10 protein-coding genes and 2 other annotated features are annotated in these 14,082 nt (G+C 36.7%); of the genes, 6 read left to right on the top strand and 4 right to left on the bottom strand.

Features of this window, described 5'->3' with window-relative positions; translation table 11 throughout:
* Position 1 precedes the first annotated feature (1 nt).
* Positions 2 to 85, top strand: a complete 84-nt coding sequence (locus tag NSQ92_RS23915) for a universal stress protein (RefSeq protein WP_321198323.1) — start codon at positions 2 to 4, stop codon at positions 83 to 85.
* 111 nt (positions 86 to 196) lie between these two features.
* On the opposite strand, the gene NSQ92_RS23910 is transcribed toward NSQ92_RS23915, so the two are convergent.
* On the bottom strand, positions 197 to 1,078 hold the full coding sequence (locus tag NSQ92_RS23910; RefSeq protein WP_047944681.1) for an SMP-30/gluconolactonase/LRE family protein: 882 nt from the start codon (positions 1,076 to 1,078) through the stop codon (positions 197 to 199).
* Between the two features lie 263 nt (positions 1,079 to 1,341).
* The gene (aspS, locus tag NSQ92_RS23905) at positions 1,342 to 2,637 is read right to left on the bottom strand and encodes an aspartate--tRNA(Asn) ligase (RefSeq protein WP_047944680.1); all 1,296 of its coding nucleotides are present in this window, start codon (positions 2,635 to 2,637) and stop codon (positions 1,342 to 1,344) included.
* Between the two features lie 199 nt (positions 2,638 to 2,836).
* Positions 2,837 to 3,057 (bottom strand) — a binding site (T-box leader).
* A gap of 141 nt (positions 3,058 to 3,198) precedes the next feature.
* Here aspS and shc point away from each other — a divergent pair.
* The gene (gene shc, locus NSQ92_RS23900) at positions 3,199 to 5,097 is read left to right on the top strand and encodes a squalene--hopene cyclase (protein ID WP_047944679.1); all 1,899 of its coding nucleotides are present in this window, start codon (positions 3,199 to 3,201) and stop codon (positions 5,095 to 5,097) included.
* 61 nt (positions 5,098 to 5,158) lie between these two features.
* Here shc and NSQ92_RS23895 read toward each other — a convergent pair whose 3' ends face one another.
* Positions 5,159 to 5,587: a DUF2871 domain-containing protein gene (locus NSQ92_RS23895; RefSeq protein ID WP_047944678.1), complete on the bottom strand. Its 429-nt coding sequence runs from the start codon at positions 5,585 to 5,587 to the stop codon at positions 5,159 to 5,161.
* Positions 5,588 to 5,778: 191 nt separating this feature from the next.
* Positions 5,779 to 6,033: a binding site (T-box leader), on the top strand.
* 78 nt (positions 6,034 to 6,111) lie between these two features.
* On the opposite strand from NSQ92_RS23895, the gene ileS reads away from it, so the two are divergent.
* Together ileS and NSQ92_RS23885 are read left to right on the top strand one after the other, a co-directional pair.
* A complete protein-coding gene (ileS, locus tag NSQ92_RS23890) occupies positions 6,112 to 9,204 on the top strand; it encodes an isoleucine--tRNA ligase (RefSeq protein ID WP_341153264.1) in 3,093 nt (1,030 codons plus the stop codon).
* 148 nt (positions 9,205 to 9,352) lie between these two features.
* Positions 9,353 to 10,531 (top strand): DHH family phosphoesterase, encoded by a 1,179-nt coding sequence (locus tag NSQ92_RS23885; RefSeq protein WP_061801186.1) that lies wholly within the window; start codon positions 9,353 to 9,355, stop codon positions 10,529 to 10,531.
* A gap of 436 nt (positions 10,532 to 10,967) precedes the next feature.
* On the opposite strand, the gene NSQ92_RS23880 is transcribed toward NSQ92_RS23885, so the two are convergent.
* A protein-coding gene (locus NSQ92_RS23880; protein ID WP_341132941.1) for an IS3 family transposase occupies positions 10,968 to 12,130 on the bottom strand; the annotation gives its coding sequence in 2 pieces (ribosomal slippage) (positions 10,968 to 11,854 and positions 11,854 to 12,130; 1,164 coding nt in all).
* A 338-nt stretch (positions 12,131 to 12,468) separates the two neighbouring features.
* Here NSQ92_RS23880 and NSQ92_RS23875 point away from each other — a divergent pair.
* A complete protein-coding gene (locus NSQ92_RS23875) occupies positions 12,469 to 13,005 on the top strand; it encodes a sigma-70 family RNA polymerase sigma factor (RefSeq protein ID WP_047944676.1) in 537 nt (178 codons plus the stop codon).
* Positions 12,977 to 13,945, top strand: a complete 969-nt coding sequence (locus tag NSQ92_RS23870; RefSeq protein WP_235844568.1) for a DUF4179 domain-containing protein — start codon at positions 12,977 to 12,979, stop codon at positions 13,943 to 13,945. The genes NSQ92_RS23875 and NSQ92_RS23870 overlap by 29 nt, the downstream gene beginning before the upstream one ends.
* The last annotated feature ends 137 nt before the right edge of the window (positions 13,946 to 14,082 follow it).

Below are 14,082 nucleotides of genomic sequence, written 5' to 3'. Positions count from 1 at the left end.
AATGATGTATTCTACTATTCTTTTAGCAATTGATGGTTCGAAAAACTCCTTAAGAGCAACGGAAGAAGCAGCCAAACTAGCATAAAAAGAGCCAAATGCCCTATTAGTTGTTAAATAATCAAATAAGAGAGTGGCTATCTTTTGCCCACTCTCTTTTCTCTATTAAAACGTAATCGCGCTTATAAACTAGTAAGCTTCAGTTCTGATATAAATAAGTCTTGACGCCTTTTATACCTAACTTCACTTTGAATAGTCCTCCTGATTGTGGATGCTCTTTTAACTTCTCATCATCTAAACCAGATCGTGCTGTAGTTATATATAATTCATCCAGCCTTTTTCCCCCGAATGTACAAGAAGTCACATTTGGGACCGGCAAAAGAATTTCCTCTAGTTTTTCACCATTATCGGGATTCCATCTCGATACTTTTCCTCCACCATAATGAGCCACCCATAGCATTCCTTCGCTATCAATCGTCATGCCATCTGGAAATCCCTCTTCCTCAGAGAAATTAATAATCTGTTTTGCCCTCCCTAGCTCTCCTGTTTCTAACTCATATTCATATTGAGTGATAATTTGGGTAGGTGTATCAATATGGTAAAAGTATTTATTATCGCTTGTCCATGCCATTCCATTTGAAATAGTTAAATCGCTCATCTTCGCTGTGCATCTGCCATCTTTTCCAAGACAATAAAGGGCTGCCTCTTTCTTATCATCCCTGCTCATCGTTCCTGCCCACAATCGCCCTTTAGCATCGCACTTGCCATCATTAAATCGATTTCGTGTTAATTCCTTCTCTGGATCCGTCATGAATTCTAGCTGTCCTGTTTCTATATTTAAAAGATGAAAACCGCTATCTAATGTAACAATAAATTCCGTATCTTTTTTACTACAAGGGATAATGGCTGACACTTCACGTTCTAGTTGAATTTGTTTGTGCTTACCAGAGATATGGTTATACATATGTACTTTTTTCCCTTCAATATCTACCCAATATAAGAGATTATTCCTGAAATCCCAGCATGGCCCTTCCCCTAGCTCTGCTTTAGCATCAAGCACTAATTCTACTTCTTCATGCATGCGCTTCCCCCTCCATTATGTATATATAATCTAGCTCCTTTTTATATACCTTTTCTAAAAGGAAAAGAAACCCCTCCCTACCAAATTGTCTAAATTTTTTATGAATAAGCTGCTTCTTTTATCGTTTACCCTTGTAAATAAAATTTGCCTCTATTCGTAATGTGGTTCTATTTTTGGACATCAAATACTTCCAAATGGATCTACGAGTGTACGAGTAAAGAGCAAATTTTATTTACGTCCAGCACTGGTTCTACAATCTCCTTCTAAGGAATAAGTCTGTCACAGTCTCTTGGAAAAGCACTTGCTTCGCGGATGTTTCCTAAATTTAGAAACTTCATGATGATACGTTCTAATCCAATTCCAAATCCTCCATGTGGTGGCATTCCATAAGCAAAGGAATTGATATAGGTTGTAAACTCACTTGGATTTAACCCTTTCTCCTTAAAAGACTCTATCAGTTCCGTTTGACAATGAATCCTCTGTCCACCTGAAGTAATTTCGCTGCCTTTATATAAAAGGTCAAAAGAATCAGTTAAAGCTGGGTTTTCTTTATTTGGCATTGTATACATTGGTCTCGAAGTTCTTGGATAATTTGTTATAAAAACAAAATCGCTTCCATACTTATCTTTTATATACCTTCCAATGTATTTTTCCCCTTCCGTATTTAAATCTCCTTCAGGAGAGCTCTTCTGATACTTATCCTTTAATAGCTGCTGTGCCTCTTCTAATGTCATTTTTGGTATATTATTCAATACCGGTATTTCGACTTTTAATAAATCTAACTGGTTTGGACAATGCTCCTTTACATACTGAAAAGTATATTGAAGAACCCGCCTTTCCATCTCCATTACTTCTTCCACATTGTCAATAAAGCCGATTTCAACATCTAGGGAAATATATTCATTTAAGTGTCTAGATGAATTATGCTCTTCTGCTCTATATACAGGTGCAATTTCAAACACTCGTTCAAACCCAGCGCCAACCATCATTTGTTTATAAAATTGAGGGGACTGCGCTAAATAAGCATGCTTATCAAAATAGTTAAAGGTAAAAACATTAGCACCGCCTTCTGCTCCCTGTGAAACAATTTTCGGTGTAAAAATGCGCGTAAAGCCTTCAGTAGTTAGGAACTCTGTAAAACCTTTTACAAACATAGATTGAATCGTAAAAATAGCATTAATTTGCTCATGTCTTAATGATAGAACTCGGTGGTTTAATAAATGATCTAATCCTACCTTAACATGGTTCTTATTAATTTCGAATGGCAAAGGGCCAGCTTCTGCTAGAATCGTTAATTCCCTTACTTGAAGCTCTACTCCATTTGCTGTTTTTTCCGTATCAACAAGAACTCCAGTCACCTGAACGACACTTTCTGTCTCTATCTTCAGTTGATTCTGCTCTTGCTCAAGGACACATTGAATCGTTCCCGTGCGATCTCTTAATAACAAGAAACCAACCTTTCCGAGCTGTCGGATTTTCTTCACCCAGCCCTTTAATACTACTTCCTTTCCAACATACTGTTCGCACTCAGAGATGAGTACCCTTTTTGAAGATTCCATATCGTTGTTCCTCCTAAAATAATCAGTAATTTTTTTTGATTCATATCGTTATCATCATCATCATCCACGGTACTCACCTCCTTATAAGAAAAGCCCTATCTTTTTGCTCTGTACACATTTGAAACAAAAATACGATGGTAGAAAACTGTCGTGAACCTATCTTGTAATTTAGAAAAAAACAACAAAAAACCGCCCCTATAAAAGGGACGGATTATCCGCGGTACCACCCAAATTGTTCTTTTCAAAAAACCACTTGTATCATAACGGTGATGGCCGGTTACTCCTACTAATTGTTTGTACAATCTTCAAAGTAACACTCACAGATGTCTTCACCAAAGACTTTTACACAATCTTTTCAGCTGCCGACTGCTCTCTTTTGAAAAAGTTTCTTAGGCTACTCCTTCTGATCAACATGTTCGCTCCATTAAATTATGTTTTATTATAGTCCTCTTCCTTTCCAATTTCAACCACTAAAAAAAGAAAATATAAATATTTCTGAATATGATTTTCCTTTTGATGCATAAAGTTTACTAATACGATCTTAAAGTTGAGGTGACTTTATTGAATACAATTCTCGAAACAGTTGAAAAAGAGCAACATAGACGGATAAAGAAACTTGTTGAACATCAGCAGACAGATGGATCTTTTCAATTCCGTTTTCAAGGTAGCTTAATGACAGATGCTTTTTATATCATTACGATTAGAGCTTTAAATATCGAAACCGAAGAAGAAAACATCCGTCTTTTGACTAAAACACTGCGTACAACCCAGGAGAAAGAAGGGTATTGGAAGGCATATCGTGATGAGCCAAATGGTCATTTATCAGCAACCATTATTGCGTATACTGCCCTTCTATACTCTGGCCATTATACGAAGGACGATCAACAGATGAAGAAGGCAAGATCATTTATTATAAAAAATGGTGGTTTAGCGAAAGCTCATTTTATGATAAAATGGATGCTTTCCGTCAATGGTTTATACCCATGGTCCCATATGATATACATTCCGATGACATTTTTATTGCTGCCAACGTTTCAGCCTATTAACTTCTACCAATTTAGCGCCTATGCCCGGATTCACTTCATTCCTATGTTAATAGCATCCAATAAAAAGTTTACCCTTCAGCCAAAAGCAAAGCTAGATGATTTATTTGTAAGAGGTATAGCTCTTTATCCATCTTACGAATACCTAGAAAATGAGCGGTCACCCCTTACCTTCCTGTGGAACGAAATGAAAAGAATCGGAAAATTCCCAGCCTATCTTCATCATTTAGGATTTCAATATGGCGAAAAATATATGCTAGATCGACTCGAAGAAGATGGAACGCTCTACAGTTATGCCAGTGCCACTTTCTTTATGATTTATGCCTTGCTTGCTCTTGGCTATAAAAAAGACTCACCTGTTATTAAAAAAGCAGTTTCAGGTCTCTCCTCTCTTATTGATAAAAGAGGGGAACTCAGCCACCTAGAAAATTCTACCAGCACCGTGTGGGATACAGGATTAATTAGCTATACATTACAACAAGCGGGCATGACTTCAGAATCTATTACGATAAAAAAAGCAACAAAATATCTTCTAACAAAGCAACATACAAAAAGAGGCGATTGGCAGGTTCATAATCCCCGTACAGAACCTGGCGGGTGGGGATTTTCTGACATTAACACTAATAATCCAGACAATGATGATACCTCAGCTGTTCTACGCGCCTTAACCGCTGCAGCTGCAAAAAATCCAACTGTTCATCAAGCTTGGCAAAAGGGCACAAACTATTTGCTTTCCATGCAAAACAGAGATGGCGGATGGGGCGCCTTTGAAAAAAATACAGATTGGGAAATACTTAAACTCGTTCCTATTGAAAATGCAAAAGATGCAGCAGTAGATCCATCTACCGCTGACTTAACAGGAAGAGTTCTAGAATATTTAGGTAATTTTGCACATCTGCGTTATACACATCCTCATATAAAACTGGCTGTAGATTGGCTAAGCGATAATCAAGAGAAAAATGGCTCTTGGTATGGCAGATGGGGAGTCTGTTATATTTACGGTACATGGGCTGCCCTTACAGGTTTAACAGCTGTTGGTATGTCTTTAAATCATCCAACAATCAAAAAGGCAGTAACTTGGCTGAAGAGAATTCAACATTCAAATGGCGGATGGGGAGAATCCTGTCAAAGCTGTGAAAAACTAACGTATGTGCCGCTGCCGTTTAGCACGGAATCACAAACAGCTTGGGCTGTCGATGCTTTAATCGCAGCAGGAGAAGGAGCGAGCAGAGAAGTAAAAAGGGGAATACAATATTTATTAGAAGAAAAAAGGGAGAATCATACCATTACTTATCCAACAGGCATCGGCTTACCAACTCAATTCTATATTTATTATCATAGCTATAATCATATTTTTCCATTACTTGCGCTATCCCATTATAGAATTGACCTCCTCAACAAGCTGGCAAATTCTTAAATTAATCTAGCGTTTTTCCGAAGCAGCTGCTCTCAATAAGCTTCGGAAAAACAGCTCTTGTCTACTTCGTCCGAATATTTTCATGGTGATTTTTTTTCAATAAAAGAAAAAACAGGACTAATCCGATGGTAACGGCAATATGGCCTAGGCCCGCGATTCCCGAAATAGCAGAATCTAACCCGCTTGATAAATCAAACTCAAGCACTTGCAGCGTTCCTCTAATAATCATTAGCGTAATAGTAGAAAGCACTCCAATATTGTAAAAATAAAAGAATACATCAAAGTTTTTGAGTGTATGGATTTTCATTGTATAACAGAATAGATAGACGATTAACATAATCATCATTCCTAAAGCAAACGAATGAGTATGCACCACGGAGAGCTGGGTCTCACCTGTAAAATCTCTCATTTTCGTAAATTCTCTATAGTAAACACCACTAACCAATCCTAAAATCGCATAAAAAAAGGCTATATTTAATACTTTCTTCATGTCTCTACTCCCTTTCAAGCCTATTCAATCACTACCTATCATTCTAACAAAATCCCAGTCTCGATACTATGACAGTTTTGTGGCTGTATTTCCTCCCACTTCTCATGTTTTATTTTTTTATCTTAAATTAGGTTAATGTCTCTTGAGTTTACCATTTAAAAGTGCTATCCTATACAAAACATTCCAATTCATAGAAATCGATGAAGAGAAAAAGTACGTTTTGTGTCCCTTTTAGCGAGCTGGGTATGGTGGAAGCCAGTAAGGAAAGCAAACCGGAAAAATCATCTCTGAGATGCAAGGCAGAACCCGAGCAGTTAGTAAGTCTTGACGGATTTCCACCGTTAAAAGGAACACGTATGATAGTACGTTGACTAAGCGCTGTTTGCTTTTTGCCAAGCAGAATTTGGGTGGTAACGCGGGTTATAAATAATACACTCGTCCCTACATAGGGACGGGTGTTTTTTTATTTCCGAAAAATATCTTTCTATACTGGAATGTTTATTGATTATTATGGAGGGATATGGATGGAAACACCAAAAGAAACAGACAGAGGCCGCGAAGAAAGAATTCTCGCTTTTTGGGAAGAAGAGCAAATTTTTCAAAAATCAATTGAACAGCGCAAAAATAAAGAACCCTTTGTATTTTATGAAGGACCGCCAACAGCCAATGGGCTTCCGCACGTCGGGCATGCGTTAGGTAGAACGATCAAGGATATCATTGCCAGGTTTCAAACAATGAACGGCAAACAAGTCATTCGCAAAGCGGGCTGGGATACGCACGGGCTTCCGGTGGAATTAGGCGTAGAAAGGGCACTCGGTATTTCCGGAAAACAAGAAATCGAAAAATATGGCGTGATTCCTTTTATTGAACAATGTAAAGCTAGCGTATTCTCCTATGAACAACAATGGCGCACATTTACAAAAGAACTAGGCTATTGGGTTAATATGGATGATCCTTATATGACCATGAGTAATGATTATATTGAATCTGTTTGGAATATCCTTGGTAGCATTCATGAGAAGGGCTGGCTGTATAAAGGGCATCGTGTTTCTCCATATTGCCCTAGCTGTCAGACCTCCTTAAGCTCACATGAGGTGGCTCAAGGTTATAAAGATGTAAAAGATTTAAGTGCTACTGTCAAATTCAAGCTTGCTTCAAAGGAGAATGAATATGTACTAGGCTGGACAACGACCCCGTGGACATTACCAGCAAATGTTGCATTAGCAGTTCATAAAGACTTGGACTATGTAAAGATTAAAATGGAGGACGATGTATTTATCATCGCTAAAAATAGATTACAGGCAGTATTTGGTACAGAGGGAGAGGTGATCGAACAATTAAAAGGGGAAGACTTACTCGGACTTTCCTATATAGCACCATTTTCTTACGTGCAAGTGGAGAAAGGTCATACTATTCATCATGGTGATTTCGTCACAAGTGACAGTGGAACTGGAATTGTCCATATTGCCCCAGCTTATGGCGAAGATGATTATCATCTTGTGCAAGCGAACGACCTTTCTTTTGTCCATGTAGTTGATGAAAGGGGAAGATATAAAGAAGCCATTACCCCTTTAGCAGGCACCTTTGTAAAAGATGGAAAAGCGGATGTCGAGATAATCAAAATGCTTCATCAAAAGGGACTGTTATTCCATAAAGAAAAATATGAACATTCCTACCCACATTGCTGGCGCTGTGACACAGCTCTTTTGTATTATGCAACCGAAAGCTGGTTTATCAAAACAACCGCAGCAAAGGAAATGCTGATCGCGAAAAATCAAGAGGTAAACTGGTACCCTGAACATATAAAAGATGGCCGTTTTGGAAATTTCCTTAATGGATTAGTCGATTGGAATATAAGCCGAAACCGTTATTGGGGAACTCCACTAAACGTATGGCAATGTACTTGCTGCCAAACAGAAATAGCTCCTAAAAGCATAGCACAGCTAAAAAAATATACGAAGAATCCTTTTGACCATTTAGAATTGCACAAACCGTATGTGGATGAACTAATCTTAACTTGTCCCTCATGCAGTGGGGAAATGCATCGAACACCAGAAGTGATCGACGTATGGTTTGATAGTGGCTCCATGCCATTTGCCCAATATCATACACCTTTTGAGAATAGCGGCATACTTCAACAGCAGTTCCCTGCAGATGTAGTTGTGGAAGGAATCGATCAAACAAGAGGATGGTTTTATTCACTGTTAGCTGTTTCCGTCCTTTATTCTGGCAAAGCACCATATAAAAATGTGGTAGCAACAGGGCATGTACTAGATGAACAAGGACAAAAAATGTCTAAAAGCAAAGGCAATGCATTAGACCCTGTAAAGCTTATCCAAACATATGGCGCAGATGCACTACGGTGGGCGCTTGTGGCAGACAGTGCTCCATGGAATCAAAAGAGATTCTCAGAAAAAAATGTCCAAGAGGCAAAATCAAAGATTATTGATACATTCTTAAGTTTATTTCATTTCTATTCCCTATACGCTGAAATAGATCATTTTGATCCGAATTTACCAAGAGCTAATAACCTCCCAATTATGGATCGCTGGATTCTTTCTCGCTTAGAAACGACATCGATAGTTGTCCAAACGGAGATGGAACAATATCAATTGACCAATGCCGCCAGAAAAATCGCTGCATTAATGGATGATATAAGTAATTGGTATATTCGCAGAAATCGCGAGCGATTTTGGAGTAGGGGAATGTCAGAAGACAAACTTTCTGCTTTTCAAACCTTATATAGTGTTTTAATCCATTTATCACAATTATTAGCTTCGTTTATTCCCTTTACATCTGAAAGTATTCATCTTGCCTTAACAGGGAAAAGCGTTCATTTAACTAATTTCCCTTCCAGAAACTCTGAAAGGGTAAATAAACAATTAGAAGAACAAATGGAAAAAGTAAAAGAAGTGGTTGAGCTCGGAAGAAGTCTTCGTCATCGGTTTCAAATAAAAACAAAACAACCGTTGGCTACATTATTGATGTTCTCGAACAACAGTAACCAGAATACTGATTTTTTACAGTTTGAATCTATCATAAAAGAAGAACTAAATGTAAAAAGGATTAACTGGCTAGATTCACAAGAAGATTATGTTCAATATTCTTTAAAACTTAATTTTAAAAAGGCAGGTCCAAAACTAGGAAAAAGTGTTAAATTTATAAAGGATAAATTACAAGCTGCAACAGAAGAAGAGATAAATTTATTTAGAAATAAAGGATATTTAACTTTCCAACTAGAAAGTAAAGAATGTATTACCTTAACAGGGGAAGAAATACTTCTCCAAAGAAAGACAAATCTACCTGGATATCATGAGGCTTCCAATAAAAATTTCACCGTAATGCTTGATACTACCATATCAGAGGCATTAAAAAAGGAAGGGAACATCAGAGTACTGATTCGTTCTGTCCAAGATTTGCGGAAAGAAAAGAACTTGCCAGTCGATAAGAAAATTGATTTATATATCGACTGTCCAGTCACTTTCCAACAAACGATTATGGAATATCATTCTCTTATTCATAAAGGAGTTATTCTCCATGAGCTTCTATTCGAAAGAATAACAGAAATGAAAGAGCTTCAAATAGACGGCGAAAAAGTATCCATTGGATTGAAATAACCATTCAAAAAGGCTGTCTCACATATGGTGCACAACCTATCTGAGACACCTTTTTTCTTTGTAAGAATGTGTTTTTCAAAAAGAAATTAGCCGTAATCGGTTCTATTTTTTTCATATTAGATTATACTATTGGGCAGGGGTGAAAAAAATGTACAAACTATTATCGCATAATGACCTAGATGGAGTTGGCTGCGGCATTATTGCAAAACTCGCATTCGGAGAAGACGTAGAGGTGCGTTATAATTCCGTATCTTTTCTCAACCAAGAAGTAGAAAAGTTCTTAGATCAAAAAACGGAAGACACTTTTCTCTTTATTACCGATCTTTCTGTCAATGAAGAAAATACGATTCGATTAGATGACTATTATAAAAAGGGTGGCAAGGTACAACTAATCGACCATCATAAAACAGCTCTTCATTTAAATGATTTTGAATGGGGATTTGTGTCTGTTCAAGATGAGGATGGAACTTTGACTAGTGCCACGTCTTTATTATATGAATACCTTGTAAAACATGAATACATGACTCCCTCTCCAGCAATATCAGAATTCGTGGAGTTGGTAAGACAATATGATACATGGGATTGGGAAAGAAACAATAATTTAGAAGCACAACGTTTAAATGCACTTTTCTATCTTATTTCATTTGATGAATTTGTGGAAAAAATGGTTACACGATTAAAGGAAAGTGATCATTTCTACTTCGATGAGCTAGAAACACAGATTCTAGATATGGAAGAAAAGAAAATTGACCGTTACATCCGTCGGAAACGTCGTGAACTTGTCCAAAAGGAAATAGACGGTTTGTATGCAGGCATTGTATATGCAGAGCAATACCATTCTGAATTGGGGAATGAACTTGGCAAGGAATATCCTCATTTAGATTACATAGCAATTGTTAATATCGGTGGAAAAAAACTTGGATTCCGCACGATTCATGATCATGTAGATGTATCAAAAGTGGCGGGCGTATACGGCGGGGGAGGTCATGTAAAGGCATCTGGCTGCAACTTAACCGATAAAGCATACCAAAATTACTGCTTAGAAACCTTTGCCTTAGAGCCTTTAAGGGAAGACCCGAAAAAGAATGAATACAATAAAAAAGACTCTCCTCTTGGGACTTTATTTGAAAATAAACAAGATGAGGTATTCTTCCTTTATCAAGTGAGCAAAAACCAGTGGGCAATAAACCATAAAAAAACAAAGCTTCCACAAACCTTCTCTACCTTCCTACAAGGAGAAATCTTCCTGCGCCGAAATTATGGCGTATGGCTTGCAAGAGATGATAAATACATTCGCTACGTAATGGACTTTGTTAAACATAAATAATATTGCCAAAAAACCATTTTGAATAAAGATTGTTCAAAATGGTTTTTCTATTAATAACTTTGTTAGATTTTTTATAATAAAGTTTGATTATTTCTATACTTTTTTATTCAACTAACGCCCCCGTTCGTTTAAGTACAATACTTCACAATCTTTTCTATGACTTTATGAACTTAATTCCTTAAATGCGTTATCAATGCAAAAATTACGCCACCTTTTTTGGGGTTTTCGCCAAATTTTTGTGGATTTACAACTAGTAATATGCAAAGTCTTATGCAATAACTGAGATTGTACAGCATTGTTCAATATACTTCCAAAACGTTGTTGTAACTGACGTTCAAAGAACTTGCATAAAACCGTGTATAAATAATGTTCATAGAAAAAGCCACAAAATGTTGTAGACTGACCTAGCAATATGGGACAGTAATAAAACACCTTCTTAGGCTGCCATATTACCAAACTCTATTGGTGTGTAGTAGCCTAATTTTTCTTGAATACGTTCTTCGTTATAATATCTCATAAATTGATCTACACGCTCTTTTACTTCTTTTAAAGATAAAGAATGGAATTTAACATACTGAAATTCCTCTGATTTTAGATTAGAATGAAAGGACTCAATGACGGCATTGTCCCAACAGTTTCCTCTGCGTGACATACTACTGACTAAATTTTGCTCTCTGACCCGACTTTGATACGCATAAGAAGCATAGACACTGCCTTGATCGGAGTGGATGATTATTCCTTCAGGATTCCCTCGTTTTTCTAGTGCTTCATCCAAGGTATCCATTACTAAAGAAGTTTGTTGATGGGGATAAAGCTTATAGGCAACGATTTGATTGTTATACAAATCCATGATGGTAGATAAATATAAAGTATCTGGACCATATTGAATATAGGTAATATCCGTTACCCATTTTTCGTTAGGATTGCTTGCATAAAATTCTCGCTGTAATAAATTGGGCGCAACAATGACCGATTCCCCCTGTGATTTCCACCTTCTCTTTTGCTTTATTCTACACTGAAGATGATATTTTTGCATAATCCGTTGAACAGTATTACGGTTTAATTTAATTTGATAATTACGCTTTAACAGCTCTTTGATCTTCCGGTGTCCATATCGGTACTTTGTTTCTTTGCAGAGGGAAATAATTGTTTCCTCCTCCTTAGATAACTCCATTGGTTGCGAAGATGCCCAGCGATAATACGTAGATCTTGGAACATGTAAAGCAGATAAAATAGCTGATACAGTATATTTTTTTCGTAATGTCTGTACTAATTGGAGGACAATTTCCTTTTCAACTCCTTTTCGATTTCCAAATACTTTTTTAAGATTTCATTTTCCTGCTTTAAGTGATTCATTTGACGTTCTTTTTTATCTTCATCACTTGAATTATCTGGACCATGCCCGTATGAATACTGTTTTCCTATAGGTTGATCGAATCGATGAACTTGATTTTCCCGATACCATTTCATCCACGTTTTGATTTGAGAAACATTTTTAATTCCATATTTCTGCATGATTTCTTGATTCGTAAACTGACCACTCATCTTATCTTTAACAACTGCCCATTTAACCTCACTTGAATATATGTTTTTGCCCACGCAAAACACCTCCGAGTTAGTACTTTGTTTAAGTGTACCATTCGAAGGTGTTTTATAGTGTCTCATTTATTTAGGTTAGTCTAGTTGATTTAACGATTACTTGTGGCTTTTTAATATACTCCCAAACTTTTATTTGGGAACGTTTATTAAGCTTAACTTGTATACTTTATACTAGTGTTGAAATCCTTGTTGTACTAAATAACGCCTCTAATTGCATTTTAAAGTAGTGTAAACTAAAGTATTAAAACAATTCCAAATTACAGGTTTCTAAAATCTTTTTAGATTTTGAAACTTTATCATACAGTTATTTGCTCTAATAAGTGAAAGGAGGTCAGCTCATGACTAATAAAGCTCATCTAGCTTTTAAAGCTATTCATGGAGATCAGCTCGCGTTTGAGGAGTTATTAAAAATTGAAAGTGAGAAATTATATAAAATCTCCTTTCTCCATATGCAAAATAAAGAAGATGCATTAGACGTAATTCAAGAAGCTACCTGCAAAGCTTATTTATCAATCACTCAACTGAAGGAACCAGCCTACTTTAGCACGTGGCTTGTAAAAATTTTAATTCGTACAGCTTACAGAGAATTAGAACGTAAAAAGAAATCGATTGCCTTACCAGAAGAAACAATCACCTACATTCTAGAATCGAACCAAAAGGAAGAGCCTACCCTTGATTTATCAGAACCTCTTTCTACATTAAAGTCAGAATATAAGAATGCCATTTTATTGTTTTATTATTATGATTTACCGATTCACACCATTGCCAATTCGATGGGCAAGCCTCCATCGACAATAAAAACGTATTTGCGAAGAGCAAAACTAGTATTAAAACAAAAGTTAGGAGATGACTACTATGCACAAAGATTTACATAACATTGAAGTGCCAAAAGAAGAAGTTTTCCAAGCAATTCGTTTAGGCATTGAGCAAGCGCAACTGGTGGAGAAGAAAACGAAACGTAAAAAGATGACAAAGCGCATGACGTATTTTACGTCTGCAGCAGCAGCTATGCTCCTTGCTTCAGGCTTTATTTTTATACCTGTTTCGTATGTATTGGCACAAGTCCCGTTAATAGGTGGCATTTATGAAAAATATCAAATGTCGATTGGTGAACAACTTGCCGAAGAGCAACTACTTACTGAAACGTCACTCATTGCAAACGATCAAGATGTTCAGGTAGAAATCACATCTGTTTTTTATGATGCAGCATATGTTGGCATCACATTTAAAGCAACTGGTGCAGTGAAGAATACAATAGGTGGCAATCAGGGACCAGAAGCTGGTTTTACCTACGAAATGTTTGATGGCAAAGACGTGTCTACATGGGGTGGTTCACTGGGGGCATTGACAAAAACTGAAGGTGGTTATACAGGTGCACTTATTTTAGATGTTCCTTCTGATTTTACTGAAAATGTCATCTCGTTACCTATTACATTTACGCATATGGCGGGCATTCGAGGAGAATGGTCATTTGATTTAGCTGCCGAAAAGCTGCCGTCCAAGCAACAACTCATTAATCAACAGGTTATTTCTCAAAATAAGGAACTTAACATTACATTTGAGGATATTCGAATTGGCCAAACGAATGCAACAATTTCTTATTCAGTTAACTTTGCACAAGCTTTTGAAGGGCAAACTTATACTTTTGAAGCATATAGTATGGATGGAAAAAAAATAAGCTTTAATCATATTAGTGATAGCACTCTTTTATTAGAGCTACCTAGAGACACAACTTCTATAAAAGTCGTTCCTGTATTAAAAATTAGTAGTGCTGAAACAGAGCAATTGAAGCCTGTTATAATTGATTTAAATTAACGAATAGTAAAACCCGTTCAGAATGTTTTGAACGGGTTTTATAAATTCTTATTGAGTAACATTCCATTCAGAGGTGGCTAATAATGCCACCACTTAATTGGATGTCTAGGTTAGTTACCAAAGTGTCATTTGGGAAT

This window comes from Niallia sp. FSL M8-0099 (assembly GCF_038006945.1).
GTDB classification, from domain to species: domain Bacteria; phylum Bacillota; class Bacilli; order Bacillales; family Cytobacillaceae; genus Niallia; species Niallia circulans.
The sequence above is the reverse complement of the archived record's forward strand: the minus strand, read 5'-3'. Positions and strand labels throughout refer to the sequence as shown.

Excerpts from the sequence above, each read along its gene's own strand:
- NSQ92_RS23915 (WP_321198323.1), top strand. The coding sequence starts at position 2 with ATGATGTATTCTACTATTCTTTTAGCAATTGATGGTTCGAAAAACTCC.
- NSQ92_RS23910 (WP_047944681.1), bottom strand. The coding sequence starts at position 1,078 with ATGCATGAAGAAGTAGAATTAGTGCTTGATGCTAAAGCAGAGCTAGGG.
- aspS (WP_047944680.1), bottom strand. The coding sequence starts at position 2,637 with ATGGAATCTTCAAAAAGGGTACTCATCTCTGAGTGCGAACAGTATGTT.
- NSQ92_RS23895 (WP_047944678.1), bottom strand. The coding sequence starts at position 5,587 with ATGAAGAAAGTATTAAATATAGCCTTTTTTTATGCGATTTTAGGATTG.
- ileS (WP_341153264.1), top strand. The coding sequence starts at position 6,112 with ATGGAAACACCAAAAGAAACAGACAGAGGCCGCGAAGAAAGAATTCTC.
- NSQ92_RS23885 (WP_061801186.1), top strand. The coding sequence starts at position 9,353 with ATGTACAAACTATTATCGCATAATGACCTAGATGGAGTTGGCTGCGGC.
- NSQ92_RS23875 (WP_047944676.1), top strand. The coding sequence starts at position 12,469 with ATGACTAATAAAGCTCATCTAGCTTTTAAAGCTATTCATGGAGATCAG.
- NSQ92_RS23870 (WP_235844568.1), top strand. The coding sequence starts at position 12,977 with ATGACTACTATGCACAAAGATTTACATAACATTGAAGTGCCAAAAGAA.